Source organism: Halomonas cupida (assembly GCF_900142755.1).
In the GTDB taxonomy this organism is placed as follows: Bacteria; Pseudomonadota; Gammaproteobacteria; order Pseudomonadales; family Halomonadaceae; genus Halomonas; species Halomonas cupida.
On record NZ_FRCA01000006.1, the window covers coordinates 34,224 to 49,522 of the forward strand.

Sequence of the window (15,299 nt, forward strand, 5' to 3'; positions counted from 1 at the left end):
AGCGTAGCGTACTCGAAGCTCGCCGCTCGTGGCTGGGGTCCCGTATGATGGCTTCTGCTTCCATCATGGCTACAGGGATGTCTCATGCCTCCTCTTGCGCTACTGGCACCGCTTGGTGCGGTGCTGATCTGGTCCGGCAACATGACCATCAACCAGTTGGCGGTAGATACCATTGCGCCGAGCAGTATCGCCTTTCTGCGTTGGGTACTGGCCCTGCTGGTGTTGACGCCTTTCGTGCTACCTCGAGTCTGGCAGGAGCGCCGTGAGGTTCGCCGTCAGTGGTGGCGGCTGGCCATTCTGGGGCTACTCGGCATGGCCCTTTGGCAGGGACTGGCCTATATGGCAGCCGCGACTACCAGTGCCACCAACATGGGGATTCTGGCAGCGATGGTTCCACTGTTGACCATTCTGATCAGTGCTCTGGTGCTGCGTGAGGCCCCTACCTGGGGTGGTATCATCGGCGGGATCGTGGCGCTGGCAGGCGTGCTGTGGCTGCTCAGTCGAGGCAACCTCGGTGCCATGAGCCGCCTGGAGGTGGCCAGTGGGGACGGCCTGATGGTGGTGGCAGCGATCTGCTACGCCCTGTATGGCGTGATGCTCAAGCGCTGGGCCATGCCCCTTTCTCCCTGGGTCATGCTGTACATGCAGGCAGTCTTTGCGACACTGCTGCTGTTGCCGGGTTACCTGTCGGGACCGATGACGCCCATCAGTTCGGCCAATATCGGCCTTATCCTGTATGCCGGTATTCCAGCTTCGATCATTACCACCTACCTATGGATGACCGCCATTCGGCACCTCGGTGCCAGCCGCTCGAGTATTTTCATCAACCTGATGCCAGTATTCAGTGCCTTGATCGCCATGCTGTGGCTGGACGAACGTCTAGCGGCCCATCACCTGAGCGGTGGTGTGCTGGTGCTGTGTGGTGTCCTGCTGGCACAGTTGGTCAATCGTCCACTGACACGATCGCCGACCCATTCCTGTGCTGAATGATAGCTGTGCCGAATAGCTCGTTCAGGTGACCCTTGTTGCTTCCGCCCCATCCACTTTGCCAAAGTGGCGGCGTACACTCTGTTTTCCAGCCTCGTCAGAGGATCATGGTAGACTTTTCGGTCCCCTGAAGGAGGAATTCTCTCCCATGCCGCTCGAAGATCTTCAGCTCAACCTTCGCAACCTGGCCCCCGAGGACTACCCACAACTCAAGCAGTTGATGGACCGGGTCTACCATGACATCGGCGGCGCCTGGCCGAAGCTGACCATCGACCGGCTGATAAACGAATTCCCCGATGGGCAGATCGTCATCGAGGACGATAACAAGGTCGTCGGCGTGGCCCTGACGGCACAGGTTGATTACGAACAGTTCTCCAACCCACATCGCTACGATGACCTGATCGGCCATCGCGAGACCATCCAGAACACTGCCGATGGTGATGCCATGTACGGCATCGATGTACTGATTGATCCGGAGTACCGCGGCTACCGCCTGGGCCGACGGCTCTATGAGGCGCGCAAGGAAGTCTGTCGCCAGCTCAACCTCAAGGCCATTCTGGCTGGCGGGCGCATCCCCGAGTACCACAATGTGGCCGATGAGATGTCGCCCACTGAGTATATCGACAAGGTGTCCCGCAAGGAGCTGCACGACCCGATCCTGTCGTTCCAGTTGTCCAACGACTTCCAGGTCAAGCGCCTGTTGCGCAAGTACCTGCCCGAGGACGAAAAATCCCAGGGCTTCGCGACGCTGCTCGAATGGAACAACATCCTCTACGAGCCGGCGGAGCTGATGCTCGAGAGCCGCCCGACTCAAGTGCGTGTCGGTGCGGTGCAGTGGCAGATGCGCGAATTCGCCTCCGTCGAGGCGGTGCTGCAGCAGGTCGAGTACTTTGTCGATGCCCTGGCGGACTACCAGAGTGACTTCGCAGTCTTCCCGGAGCTGTTCAACGCGCCCTTGATGGGCCTGCAGGAGCGTGCCCATCAACAGGACCCGCTCACCGCGATCCGTTTCCTGGCAGAGTTCACCGAACGCTTCAAGACCGAGATGTCGCGTATGGCGGTGGCCTACAACATCAACATCATCGCCGGCTCGATGATCGAGGAAGGGGAAGAAGGTCGACTCTACAACGTCGCCTACCTGTGTCACCGCGATGGCAGCATCGAACGCCAGGCCAAGCTGCACATCACGCCGCAGGAGCGGCGCGAATGGATCATCGAAGGAGGTGATGATCTACAGGTCTTCGACACTGATGCCGGACGTATCGGTATTCTGATCTGCTACGACGTCGAGTTCCCCGAGCTGGGCAGACTACTTGCCGACCAGGACATGGATCTGCTGTTCGTGCCCTTCTGGACCGATACCAAGAACGGTTATCTGCGCGTAAGACACTGCGCCCAGGCCCGCGCCATCGAGAATGAGTGCTACGTCGTGCTGTGCGGCAGTGTGGGCAACGTGCCATCAATCGATAACCTCGACATTCAATACGCCCAGTCCTCGGTCTTCTCGCCGTCCGACTTTGCCTTCCCCCATGATGCGGTGATGGCCGAAACCACGCCGAATACCGAGATGATCATGTTCTCCGACCTCGACCTGTCGCGACTGACAGTCGTGCGCAACGAAGGCTCGGTGACCAACCTCAAGGACCGCCGCAAGGATCTGTTCGATCTGCGCCTGCGCGACTGGTCACACAGGCTGGGGTCACTGGATACGGAAGACGCCTGACCGATGCTGTCTCGATTCAAGCGCTGGCGGTCACAACGCTTCGATGCCCGCCATCCATTCCCTGACGCCACCTGGCGTCAGGCCTGTCAGCGTTATCCATTGCTGGAAATACTTCCCGAACACCAACAATCACGCCTCGGTCGGCGCGCCTGGCAGTTTCTGCATGACAAGCGTCTGAGCCTGCACAACGAGCTTGATCCCGAGACGCTGGATGATACTCAACGTCTGGCGATTGCCGCCCAGGCCTGTCTACTGACCTTGGGCTGGAGTGATCACGAGCACCATGAGGCGCTGGCCAATGTCCGCGAGATCCTGATCCTGCCCGGGGCCTTCAGCCGCGAGGTAGAGGAAGTTGATGAGGCCGGCGTCGTACATCACTTCATCGATGAACGAGCCGGCGAGACCTTCCACCAGGGCCCCGTCGTACTGGCACTGTCGGAAGTCATTGCCAGTGGCGGCCTGGATGGTTTCAATGTGGTGATTCATGAATTCGCTCACAAGCTGGATATGGGCAATTCGGTGGACGCCGATGGCTTTCCACCCCTCCCGTCGGATATTGCCCCCCAGGACTGGTATCGCGAGTTCATGGCCACCTGGGAAGACCTCCATGAGCGAATCGCCAGCGGTCAGCCCACTCCCATCGACGACTATGCCGCCAGTCACCCTGGCGAATGCTTCTCGGTGTGCTGTGAGGCCTTCTTCACCGCCCCCCATCAATTGCGTGAGGCCTGGCCGGGCCTGTACTCGCTACTGTGTCGCTACTTCCACCAGACACCGGATGGCTGGTGGAATACCAACGTGAGTGAGACTTCATGACGGCCAGTTCCCCGCGCTCTTCATGGCAGGTTCTGTGATGGCATTTCCCTTGAGAACCAGGCGCTGGATGATTCCCGCCGCAGTGTTGCTGAGTCTGGTGGTCCTGGGAGGCATGTGGCAGTGGCTGGCCATGCATGATGTGCTGACCGTGGATACCCTGCTGGCCCTGGCGAAAGGCAGCCTGGCCTGGCGCGACGCCCCTTGGGCAGTGCTGGTGGTAATGCTGATCTATGCCGGGCTATCGCTGGTGATGTTCCCTCTCAGCCTGCTGGTGGCGGCGACCGGCCTGATCTTCGGCCCCTGGTGGGGTTTTGCCTACGCCCTGGCAGGCACCTTGAGTGCTTCGGTGCTGAACTGGTGGGTCGGGCGCTGGATCGGTCGAGACGCCCTGCTGCGCTATGGCGGCAAACGGTTGCACGGCCTGTCGCGGTACCTGTCGGGTCGCGGCATTCGCACCATGACGCTGGTCAACCTCCTGCCGCTGGCCCCCTTTACCCTGACCAACATGATGGCGGGCGCTTTCCACCTGCGCTTCGGCGACTACATGATTGGCTCGGTCATCGGTATCGTGCCGGGGCTCGCGGGAGTTACCCTGTTGGGTAGCCAACTGGGAGAGCTGATCACCGCCGACAGCGGTAGCGATATCTTCTATGCCCTCGGAGGGCTGGTGGCAGGTGTGGCGGTGCTCGGCGCGCTCAAACTGTGGGCAGACCGGCGCAAGCGACGACGTAATAGTGCCAACCCGGGTAATCGTGCCAGCCTGGCGGATGATGCCACCCACAGGGCTGATGGCCGGTAGCCGGCTGCGTTTTGGTGCCAGGATCTTGATGTCAGAAGATTGATGTCAGAAACTTGATACAAGCCCCTCGATTCCAGTCTCCCCGGGACCGGCCTCCCGGGTGACGCGAGGTCTTGAGCATCCGGCGTCTTCCCTCACTCCTCATGCAGCTCGGTTTCATCCTCTCGCTTTCCGGGCCACCAGGAGGGGCGCTCTTCGCGCCACTGCTCACGTACCAGGTGCCGCAGCAGACGACCACGATGGCAGATCATATGCCACTCGGCACCGAGACGACTGCGCACGCGGTCCCAGCCACCATCATCGGCATGGGTGAAGGGACCACCGCGGGCAACAGCCAGCCGGTAGACATGCAGGCAACGTTGAGCACAACGCGCTTCGTCGTACATTGCAGCAGTTGCCAGCGCGGCCTCGCTCATTGCCATCCTGCTCGCGCCACTCATGCACTCCAGCAACGCCCGGGCAAAGGCCCCGGAGTCGGGGTGCTGCAGTAGACGACCATTGCATCCATCCTCGACCACCTCTCGCACACCGGGAGCCTCCAGCGCTACCACTGGAAGTCCCGCGGCCATGGCCTCGGCAACAACCATACCCTGGGTTTCACTGCAGGAGGCAAAGGCGAAGACATCCATAGCATGGTAGGCATCAATGACATCCTGCCCCTGGAGGCGGCCAGCGAAACATACCCGCTCGGCGACACCATGGTGGGACGCGATATCCTTTATCTCGGCCATGGCCTCACCTTGCCCTACCACCAACCACCAGCTCTGCTCATCCTGCTGAAGCGCCTCACATACCGCTTCGGCAAGAAATGCCAGATTCTTTTCCCGAGCCAGTCGTCCCAGATGCCCGACCACACGCGCCTGTTCGGGAATGCCCAGTTGTTGACGCCAGCGGAGACGATCCCCGATGGCAAATCTCTCGGTATCGACACCGCTGGGGACCACCGACACATCCGGATTGGCCGCACGTGCCGCCAGCAGGTCGCGAATGCTCTCGCTGGGCGCAATGACCTCGTCGCAAAGCCAGGTGTACTGTGTCGCCAGAGCAACTGCAAAGCGCTGCATGCGCGGCGAATCGCCGGGCACATAATGGGTGTAATGCTCGTAGAGCGTATGATGGGTAAAGACCAGCGGCAGGCCATAGGTATCTGCTGCTCGAGCTGCGGTATCGCCGAGCAGAAACGGATGGTGCGAATGGACGATATCCGGTTCGAAGGCCTCGATGGCATCGAACAGTTGGCCGGGAATCGGCACCGGTATCGAGAAGTCGCTACCATTGAACTGTTGCACCGCCGCGACTCGGACCACATCACGCTCATGCCTGGGCTGTCCTTCCAGGCGTGGAGCCACCACCAGTACCTGGTGGCCCGCCTGCTGCAGCTGCTGCTTGAGACGCTGAACCGACTCGCTGACCCCACCGACGATCGGCAGGTAGGTGTTGGTAAACATCAACACATTCACGGTCGTGCTGGTCTCCTCGTGCTGGAAATGGGCCGTTCACCGCAATCAACATGAGACTGGTGGCCATTCAGGCCATGGCTCGATTACGGGTTACGGCGTTTGTCCGCGGATCATACACCCGGCAATCAAACTCGCCCATCGCTCTAACGAGAGTTCTGTGCCCACACGATAAAGGCTGCACCAGGGTGCATGAATCCGTAAAGTTCTCATCAATTCACGACACCGTATGTACGCGCTCGTCCAGTCCCGCCACCAGAAAGTCCACAAAACCTCGTAGCCGAGCAGGAATATGGCGCCGCTGGGGATAAACGGCAAAGAAGTCAGCGCGTACCCCGCGCCAGCCCGGCAACAGTGCCTGCAAACGGCCCTCCGCCAACTCCTCCTGCACATCCCATGAGGAACGCAGCATCAGACCGTGACCATCAAGCGCCAGTTGCTTGATCACTTCCCCGTCATTGCTCGCCAGGTGACCGGAAATCTTGACCGAGACCTCCTCCTGCGTATCAGCATTGACGAATCTCCACTGAGTATAGTCACTGTCATTCTCGCGCAGCACCAGGCAGGCATGGCGTGCCAGCTCCTGAGGAACCACTGGTGCCGAGTAACGCTCGAGATAGTCTGGCGCGGCACACAGCACACGGCGGTTGACCACCAGGCGCCTCGCTACCAGACGCGAGTCCGGAGGCTGTCCGACTCGAATTCCCAGGTCCACGCCATCCACCAGAGGCTCGGGGAAATTGGACAACTCCAGGGAGGCTTCGATCGCCGGATGCTGTCGGCAGAATTCTGATAACAGTGGCGCGATATGACGTCGCCCGAAGCCAAAGGTCGCGTTGATACGCAGCGGTCCGGCAAGGGCCTCACTATCCTCACCAAGCCCCTCTTCCAATTCAGCGAGTTCCTCCAGCAGTTCACTGCCCCGTGTCAGATAGCGCTCGCCCTCGGCTGTCAGCGTCAAGCGACGCGTCGTTCGCGTCGCCAGCTCCACGCCAAGTCGCGTCTCCAACTGCTTGAGACGTTTACTCACCGCCGAGACAGACAGCCCCAGCTCTCGCGCCGTGGCGGTGAGATTGCCGGCCCTGGCCAGCTGACGGAAGAAGGCCAGATCATCGAGCGATGCCATTATTATCCACTCATGAGAAACAATGATTTGAACCCTAGCTTGATTATCGCCCTCTGGTAAAGCGCTAGACTGCTCTCCAGCGTCGTCTTCAGTCGCTCGAATGATCCCAGCACTCGAGTGATCCCAACACTCGAACGATTCAACAACGGCTGGCCGAAACGGCCTCAGGAGTCCATCAATGGCATATCACATCGCAGTACTGGCCGGCGACGGTATCGGCACCGAAGTCATGCCCGAAGGGGTACGCGCTCTGGAAGCCGCAGCGCGTCGCTTCAATATCGATATCGAACTGACCCACTTCGATTTCGCCTGCTGTGACTACTATCTGGAGCACGGCAAGATGCTGCCGGATGACTGGCGCGACATGCTGATCGACTTCGACGCCATCTACTATGGCGCCATCGGCTGGCCGGAAAAGGTGCCGGATCATATCTCGCTGTGGGGCTCGCTGCTCAAGTTCCGTCGAGAATTCGACCAGTACGTCAATCTGCGGCCCTGCCGCCTGCTGCCGGGCATCAAGAGCCCTCTGGCGGGTCGAGTTCCCGGCGATATCGATTTCTATGTGGTGCGCGAGAACACCGAAGGGGAATATTCCAGCGTCGGCGGCACCATGTTCGAGGGCACCGAGCGTGAAGTGGTGATTCAGGAAACCGTGATGACCCGCCATGGTGTCGACCGGGTACTCAAGTACGCCTTCGAACTGGCGCAGACTCGCCCCCGCAGAAAGCTGACCTCGGCAACCAAATCCAACGGCATCGCCATCACCATGCCCTGGTGGGACAAGCGTGTTGCAGAGATGGCCGAACAGTACCCGGAGGTGAGCGTCGACAAGTTCCATATCGACATCCTGACCGCCAACTTTGTCATGCACCCTGACTGGTTCGATGTGGTGGTGGCCAGCAACCTGTTCGGCGACATCCTCTCCGACCTCGGCCCGGCCTGCACCGGCACCATTGGCGTAGCGCCCTCGGCCAACATCAACCCGGAAGGCAAGTTCCCCAGCCTGTTCGAGCCGGTGCATGGCAGCGCCCCGGATATCGCCGGCAAGGGCATCGCCAACCCCATTGGCCAGATCTGGTCCGGCGCCATGATGCTGGAACACCTGGGCCACAAGGACGCCGGCGACGCCATTCTCGCCGCCATCGAAACGGTCCTCGAGGAAGCCGACAGCAGTATTCTCACACCGGACGTCGGTGGCCACGGCAATACCGCCAGTCTCGGTCAGGCCATCAGTGAGCGGATTGAGGGGCGGCTGTAAGCTGCGAGCTTCGAGCTTCGAGCAGGTCAGTGGCGCCCCGTGGGTCACAGACAAACCCAGCCTCGAGATTCGAGCTGCGAGTCACGAGCTGTCCAGTGCCAACCTGATGGACCCAGCTTCGAGACACGAGACACGAGCAACGAGTGGCGAGCTACCCAGTGCCAACCTGATGATTACGCGCCTTGTCTCGGGGTTCGGGGTTCGGGGTTCGGGCTCGAGCGTAGCGTGCTCGTAGCTCGCTGCTCGTGGCTGTGGTCCATGCTCGTAGCTCATCACTCGTGGCTGGAGGGCACGGCCCTCCTCCATACCCCCTGGATCACCCGGACGCGATCATTGGCCAGGTTGGCCTGCAGATTGCGTCCCATGGTGGTGAAGTCATCTCCGAACAACAGCTGGGCGCCGGGCAGTTCCACTTCCTCGATAGCCGCGGCCTGCTGCTCTCGCCGTCCATGATGACGTCGCCAGGACAGGGCCTGTTCGGTGACATCGATCAGCCTCAACTGGCGGAAACCGGCATGCTGCAGGCGTTGCTCCAGTGCCTGTCGCGACTCGAGATGACTGTGCTCGGGCTGTCGAGCCCAGGGCACCGGCAGACTCAGGGGCTCCGGGTTCGTTCCGGCCACGACTTCATGCAGCAGTACCAGCCCTCCGGGTATCAACACTCGCCGCCACTCATTCAGTACTGCGTCCCGGTCAGGCATGTTGAGCAGGGCGTGCTGACACCACAGCGCCTCGATGGAGTCAGATGCCAACGGCAGTTCGGCGGCGTCGGCACACAGGAAATCCGTTTGCGTCGAGAGGCCGCAAGCCTGGCTCAGCCAACGTGCCACATCAATGAAGGCCGGAATAATATCGACGCCCACCACCTTGCAGCCCAACGCCTGCGCCAGCAGGCGACTGGCTCCACCAGTGCCACACCCCACATCCAGCATCCGCGTGACGCCCGACAGCTCACCCAACTCCAGCAGGCGGTAACTGGCACCGCGTCCCCCCAGGTGCAACTGGTCGAGGCCCGCCATCTGCGCCGGTGTCAACTGATCGGGGTCGATACTCGCCTCCGTGAACGCCTGACGCAGTCGTTCCTTCAATGATGGCACAGCCCCCAGTGCACCAGTGTCCGATTCACCTGCGCAGGCATAGTGCCCGACCAGAGCATCAGCCCCATGCCTGTTGCCTCTGTTCAACTCATTCGTCACCAAGCTGCTCCCATGGATGGCTATCCGTTGTTGGTCTCATGGTATCGACGGACCAGGATAGCCGGCACCATCGTCAAAATGTATAACATACAGAATCGTGGATAACACATATCTTGAAGAGACGTTCAGATACCTGTCACTCCACCAGTAGAAGGATAGTGTCATGTCCCTTGCAAGACGCCAGTTCCTCGCCGCTTCCGCCGCCCTGGGTGCTGCGGCGGCGGCCCCGAACCTGTTCGCTCACGCCGGTGCCCCATCACGCTATCCGGATAATGCCTGGCAGGTGATCGATGAGCGTTTCCAGAAGTATGTGCTGTTCAACACTCCTCTGGAGCGTCAATGGACAGGCGGACTGTGGCTCGAAGGTCCCGCCTGGAATGCCGTGGGGCGCTATGCGGTATTCAGTGATATACCCCGTGCACTACAGATGCGCTGGGACGAGGCAAGCGGGGAAGTCAGCATCCTGCGCCACAAGGTGGGTCATTCCAACGGCAATGCCTTTGACAGCCAGGGGCGCCTGGTGGCCTGTGAGCACTCCCCCGCCCGGGTCGTGCGTTACGAGTGGGACGGTAGTCTCGACGTGCTTGCCGAAAGCTACGACGGCAAGCCGCTCAATGCGCCCAATGACCTGATCTGCCTGGACAGTGGCGGCATCATCTTCACCGACCCTGGCTATGGTGCCCACTTCGAGTATGAGGGAGCGGTTCGCGAGCTGGAACTGGATACTACGGTCTACTACTGGGAAGACGGCATGGCCGAGCCCCAGCCACTGACCACCGAGTTGTTCAAGCCCAATGGTATTGCCCTGGGGCCGGACAAGCGCAGCGTCTATATCGCGGATACTGCGCCCTCCCACCACCCCGATGAGCCTGCGACCATTACTCGCTTCACCCTTGGCGATGACGGCAGGTCATTGACCGATCCGACGCGCATCGTGGAAAGCCGCGAAGAAGGCTATGACGGGCTTACCTGCGACCAGGATGGCAACATCTGGGCAGGTACCTCGGGAGGAGAAGGCCGGGATGGGGTGACGATATTCGCTCCGGACGGCACATTGATCGGGCGTATCCTGTTGCCGGAGGTCTGCGCCAATGTGTGTTTCGTTGGCGAGGACCGCAATCGCCTACTGATGACGGCCAGCCAGTCCATCTACACCCTCTACACCAACACCCGTGGCGCCTGACTTCCCTTCCTTCCCTGTCTCCGATTGCGCTCGACGGTCCTGCCGTCGAGCCTTTCATTTTCTCACCGATGGTTTTCAACAGTCCGACGCTCTCGCTTGCAGCCAGCGTATTCTCGCTGGATGGTGATCCTCCAACATGAAGGCTTGGCGCTACATAGCACCCGGCCACACAACACCTGCATGATCAGGAGACACGCTAATGACAGTGAAGAGCGCGGACAGCGAAGGACGTAGACAGTGAAGGACATGCTACCGGCATCCCATTCGAGAGGTCGCCATGCTTGCTGATTGGCTGACCGTCAGCCTCGACCAGGGCCAACCGAACTCGCTGCAGGGGACAATCCCCGGAGGCCGCTACAGTATCGAAGGTTCCGGCATTCTTTCTCTGACGCCCGATCAGCTCAGTGACGATGCCAGAGCCGTTGTACTGTCGGTCGGTATCCACGGCAACGAGACCGCCCCCATCGAACTGCTGGGTGAATGCCTGGCGCGCCTGGAGGCTGGCGTGAACCGGCTCGGCGCACCGCTGCTGGTGATTCTCGGTAACCTCGAGGCCATTCGCCGCAATACCCGCTTCGTCGAGACCAACCTGAACCGCCTGTTCCGTCGCGACCTCGAACAGCAGGGAGCAGAGGCCGAACGCGCCCGGGAATTGATGACAGCGGTGGATCGCTTCTACGACCGACACACCGACCTGCCCCGGCTGCACTACGATCTACACACGGCGATTCGGGACAGCCAGTACCCACGCTTCGTCGTTGATCCGTTTGCGGAATCGCGCACCGAGGAGCAACAGTGGCACTGGCTGGCCGGCGCCGGTATTCAGGCGGCGCTCAAGCAGCATCAGCATAGCTGGACGTTCTCCCACTACAGCAAGCATTACCATCAGGCCCAAGCCTTTACCTTCGAACTCGGCAAGGCGCTGCCTTTCGGCCACAATGATCTCGGCAGTCTGGCGGCCATGGGCGCCCTGCTGGATGCCTTGATGGCTGGTCGCCAACCCGAAGCAGGCGATGGCCGGAAAATGGCCGGCTTCCAGGTCGCCGTCGAGGTGTTCCGCGAAAGCGAGGCCTTCCGTCTGTGTTTCGCCGACGACATACCCAATTTCACCGAGTTTGGTTGCGGAGAGACGATCGCCGAGGATGCTTCCGCAGGTCCCACGGTGGTGGGCGAAACCCCTCTGCGAGTGGTGTTTCCCAATGCCAGAGTGGAACTCGGTGCCCGCGCCGCGCTGTTGGTGAAGCCGACACAGCTCATGACGCAGATATCATCAGAAACTACCTGATGCATACCCACCGACCGTTACACATTCCATTACGAAAAGTACAAATTTATAACATTTATTAATAACAACAAGTTGGAGATAAACCATGCACGCAGAAACGCAAGGACTATACGAAAGTCTAATTAGCCGCTTCCGGTGTCGCGGTGTTGCACCGCGACAAGCCTGATAGAATCCCCCCCTTTTCGCGCCAGCCTGCGCTTGACGGTTCACTCTCCCGTGAACCGATCTGATCTGGAGCCCGATTCATGGCTGATACCCCTATTCCGCTGGAAGTGCGCAATATCCACAAGAGTTTCGGCGATAACCATGTTCTCAAGGGACTGTCGCTGGAAGCCCGCAAGGGCGATGTCATCACCCTGATTGGCTCGTCCGGCTCGGGAAAGAGTACCTTCCTGCGCTGCATGAACCTGCTGGAGCAGCCAGACTCCGGCGATATCATCGTTCATGGTGAACCGATCACCTTCAAGCAGACCCGCCACGGCTACGAACCCTCCGACTGGAAGCAGGTGGTGCGCATGCGCGCCAAACTGTCGATGGTGTTTCAGAATTTCAATCTATGGTCGCACATGACGCTGTTGGAGAACGTCATTGAGGCCCCGATTCAGGTGCTGGGCAAACCGAAAGCGGTTGCCGTACAGCATGCCATGGAGCTGCTGGACCGCGTTGGCCTCGCCGAACGCGCCCACTACTATCCGGCCCAGATGTCTGGTGGCCAGCAGCAGCGTGGAGCCATCGCCCGAGCCCTGGCCATGGATCCGGAAGTGATGCTTTTCGACGAACCCACTTCGGCCCTTGACCCCGAGCTGGTCGGGGATGTGCTCAAGGTCATGCGCGACCTGGCCGAGGAAGGCCGCACCATGATCGTGGTGACCCATGAGATGGCCTTCGCCCACGATGTCTCCAGTCAGGTGATCTACCTGCACCAGGGAGAGGTCGAGGAAGCCGGACCGCCCGATCAGGTATTGGGTAATCCGAGCTCTCCGCGCCTCAAGCAATTCCTCGCCCCCAATCGCTGATTCGCGGCAAGGAGACTGCCATGACCGACCTGATGCAATACGGTCCTCGCCTGTTCGAGGGCGCCATGCTGACCATCGCAGTGGCATTGCTGTCGCTGCTGCTGTCGCTGCTGCTGGGCCTGCTCACCGCCAGTGCCAAGATGTCACGCAACCGCCTGATACACGGGATCGCCACGCTCTACACCACCATCATCCGCGGTGTCCCGGATCTGGTGATGATGTTTCTGCTGTTCTTTGGTGCCCAGATCGGCCTCAACATGATCACCGATCTGCTCTACGAACTCTATGGATGGGATCTGTACATCGAGATCAACTCCTTTGTGGCTGGCGTGGTCACTATTGGACTGATCTTCGGTGCCTATATGGGCGAAACCTTCCGCGGCGCCTTTCTTGCCGTGGATCGAGGCCAGATCGAAGCCGGACGTGCCTACGGCATGAACCACGGCCAGGTATTTCGTCGCATCCGCTTCCCGCAGATGATGCGCCATGCCCTGCCGGGGCTTTCCAACAACTGGATGGTCCTGCTCAAGACCACCGCGCTGGTCTCGGTAATCGGCCTGACCGACATGGTGCGTGTTGCTGAGGAGGCCTCCAAACAGACCGATCAGCCCTTCCTGTTCCTGGGCATCGTCGCGCTGGTCTATCTGGCCATCGCCAGTGTTTCCGAGTGGGGGTTCAGCCGCCTGCAGGAACGCTATGACACAGGCTTTGTGGGAGGAGAGGACTGATGGAATGGTTAACTACCCTGCAGGCCGCACTGACCGACCACACCGTTCTCTCCGCGGATAATCTGGCTCGCTACGGGGAAGGTCTGGTCACCACCGTACAACTGGTATTTGCCTCGCTGGTGATCGGCCTGTTCCTGGCGGTCCCGCTGGCCATCGGACGCAGTTCGAAGCGTCGCTGGATCAGCCTGCCGATCTATGCCTACACCTATGTATTCCGCGGTACACCGCTGCTGGTCCAGCTCTACTTGATCTATTACGGGCTACCCAGCATCGATGCGCTAAGGGACTGGCAATACTGGGAATATATCGACAGGGCCCATGTCTGGGCTCTCGTGGCATTTACCCTCAATACGGCGGCCTACACTACCGAGATCTTCCGTGGCGCGATCAAGAATACCCCCCGTGGCGAGATCGAGGCGGCCAAGGCCTACGGCATGGGCTACTGGTTACGCATGCGGCGCATCGTGCTGCCCAGCGCCTTCCGTCGCGCCCTGCCGGCCTACGGCAATGAGGTGATCTTCATGCTTCACGCCAGCGCTGTGGCCAGTATCGTCACCATCATGGATCTGACCGGCGCTGCACGCTTTATCGTTGCCCGCACCTATTCAGCTTTCGAGCCCTATCTGTGGGTAGCCTGCATCTATCTGTGCCTGACTTTCGCGATCCTGTATCTGTTCCGCTATCTCGAAAAACGCCTGCTGGCCCACCTACGCCCCGCCGGCGAATGAAGCCACCATCCATGAACGTCAGCGAGTTCAACGTCAAACAACCGTTGGAAATCAGCAACCGACAGCGCTGGTCTTCCTCTTCCGCAGGGCAGACCCATTCGCTATGGTGGATGGGTTGCGTCCCACCGACGCTCCATCAACAACAAGGGATCCTACCCACATGACATTACGCAAGGTTTTCACCGCAGGCCTACTCGGTACCGCTCTCCTCGCATCCACTGCCCAGGCAGAGGTTCGCGACATTCGCATCGGCGTCGATGTTCCCTATGAGCCCATGGAGTACCGCACCGCTGAAGGCGAACTGACCGGTTTCGATATCGACCTGGGCAACGCCATGTGTGCCGAGATCGGCATCCAGTGTGAATGGGTCGTGCAGGCATGGGACGGCATCATTCCCGGCCTCGCCGCGCGCAAATACGACGCCATCATGTCGTCGATGACCATCAACGATGAGCGCCGCGAACACGTACTGTTCAGCGAGCCCTACTTCACGCCGCCTTCCGCCTGGTTCGCTCCGACCGATCTCGACATGGAAACGCCGGATACCGCCAGCCTCGAAGGCCTGACCATTGGTGTCCAGCGCGGCACCCTGCAGGACAACTATGTCACCGATCTGTACGGCGACGTGGCCGATGTGAAGCGTTACGGCACCGCCGACGACCTGGTCCTCGACATGGATGCCGACCGTGTCGATATCGGCTTCCTCGACTACCCGGTCGGCAAGTCCACCCTGCTCGACAGCGATTCCGGCGAGTACAAGGTGGTAGGTGAGCAGATCACCGAGCCCAAGGAGTACTTTGGAGACGGCTTCGGTATCGCCTTCCGCCAGCGTGATCAGGACCTGGCCGATGCCTTCAACCAGGCGCTCGCCGCGCTGAAGGAAAACGGTACCTACGACGAGATCTTCAACCGATACTTCGGCGAAGAGTAACGTCTTCGGCCTCTGGCATCTTGAACTTGCCGGAGGCCGACTCCCTGCCCCGCCAGCCCCTCCCCC

At 60.3% G+C, this 15,299-nt stretch carries 14 protein-coding genes; 11 read left to right on the forward strand and 3 right to left on the reverse strand.

The annotated features are described in order from the left end of the window. The first annotated feature begins 84 nt into the window (after positions 1-84). From BUE38_RS12090 to BUE38_RS12105, 4 genes are all read left to right on the forward strand, one after another. Positions 85-990 (forward strand): DMT family transporter, encoded by a 906-nt coding sequence (locus BUE38_RS12090; protein WP_073435486.1) that lies wholly within the window; start codon positions 85-87, stop codon positions 988-990. 145 nt (positions 991-1,135) lie between these two features. Continuing rightward, the gene (locus BUE38_RS12095; protein WP_073435487.1) at positions 1,136-2,710 is read left to right on the forward strand and encodes a carbon-nitrogen hydrolase family protein; all 1,575 of its coding nucleotides are present in this window, start codon (positions 1,136-1,138) and stop codon (positions 2,708-2,710) included. 3 nt (positions 2,711-2,713) lie between these two features. Next, on the forward strand, positions 2,714-3,526 hold the full coding sequence (locus BUE38_RS12100; protein ID WP_073435488.1) for a M90 family metallopeptidase: 813 nt from the start codon (positions 2,714-2,716) through the stop codon (positions 3,524-3,526). A gap of 37 nt (positions 3,527-3,563) precedes the next feature. Continuing rightward, positions 3,564-4,325: a TVP38/TMEM64 family protein gene (locus tag BUE38_RS12105; protein ID WP_073435489.1), complete on the forward strand. Its 762-nt coding sequence runs from the start codon at positions 3,564-3,566 to the stop codon at positions 4,323-4,325. Positions 4,326-4,459: 134 nt separating this feature from the next. Here BUE38_RS12105 and BUE38_RS12110 read toward each other — a convergent pair whose 3' ends face one another. Together BUE38_RS12110 and BUE38_RS12115 are read right to left on the reverse strand one after the other, a co-directional pair. Then, positions 4,460-5,785, reverse strand: coding sequence for a glycosyltransferase (locus tag BUE38_RS12110; RefSeq protein ID WP_073435490.1), 1,326 nt, complete (start codon positions 5,783-5,785; stop codon positions 4,460-4,462). A 214-nt stretch (positions 5,786-5,999) separates the two neighbouring features. Continuing rightward, positions 6,000-6,908: a LysR family transcriptional regulator gene (locus BUE38_RS12115; protein ID WP_073435491.1), complete on the reverse strand. Its 909-nt coding sequence runs from the start codon at positions 6,906-6,908 to the stop codon at positions 6,000-6,002. Positions 6,909-7,086: 178 nt separating this feature from the next. Between BUE38_RS12115 and BUE38_RS12120 the strand changes: the two genes are divergently transcribed. After that, positions 7,087-8,166, forward strand: a complete 1,080-nt coding sequence (locus BUE38_RS12120) for a tartrate dehydrogenase (RefSeq protein WP_073435492.1) — start codon at positions 7,087-7,089, stop codon at positions 8,164-8,166. Positions 8,167-8,438: 272 nt separating this feature from the next. Here BUE38_RS12120 and BUE38_RS12125 read toward each other — a convergent pair whose 3' ends face one another. After that, complete coding sequence (locus BUE38_RS12125; RefSeq protein WP_234986937.1) at positions 8,439-9,362, reverse strand: class I SAM-dependent methyltransferase; 924 nt, start codon at positions 9,360-9,362, stop codon at positions 8,439-8,441. Positions 9,363-9,525: 163 nt separating this feature from the next. On the opposite strand from BUE38_RS12125, the gene BUE38_RS12130 reads away from it, so the two are divergent. From BUE38_RS12130 to BUE38_RS12155, 6 genes are all read left to right on the forward strand, one after another. Continuing rightward, positions 9,526-10,545, forward strand: a complete 1,020-nt coding sequence (locus BUE38_RS12130) for an SMP-30/gluconolactonase/LRE family protein (protein WP_073435493.1) — start codon at positions 9,526-9,528, stop codon at positions 10,543-10,545. Between the two features lie 277 nt (positions 10,546-10,822). Then, complete coding sequence (locus BUE38_RS12135; protein ID WP_073435494.1) at positions 10,823-11,830, forward strand: succinylglutamate desuccinylase; 1,008 nt, start codon at positions 10,823-10,825, stop codon at positions 11,828-11,830. Positions 11,831-12,075: 245 nt separating this feature from the next. Beyond that, positions 12,076-12,846: an ABC transporter ATP-binding protein gene (locus BUE38_RS12140; protein WP_073435495.1), complete on the forward strand. Its 771-nt coding sequence runs from the start codon at positions 12,076-12,078 to the stop codon at positions 12,844-12,846. Between the two features lie 20 nt (positions 12,847-12,866). Then, positions 12,867-13,574 (forward strand): ABC transporter permease, encoded by a 708-nt coding sequence (locus tag BUE38_RS12145; RefSeq protein ID WP_073435496.1) that lies wholly within the window; start codon positions 12,867-12,869, stop codon positions 13,572-13,574. Then, positions 13,574-14,302, forward strand: coding sequence for an ABC transporter permease (locus tag BUE38_RS12150; protein WP_073435497.1), 729 nt, complete (start codon positions 13,574-13,576; stop codon positions 14,300-14,302). The genes BUE38_RS12145 and BUE38_RS12150 overlap by 1 nt, the downstream gene beginning before the upstream one ends. Positions 14,303-14,462: 160 nt before the next feature. Continuing rightward, entirely contained in the window at positions 14,463-15,233 is a 771-nt protein-coding gene (locus BUE38_RS12155) for a transporter substrate-binding domain-containing protein (RefSeq protein ID WP_073435498.1), read from the forward strand. Positions 15,234-15,299 lie beyond the last annotated feature (66 nt).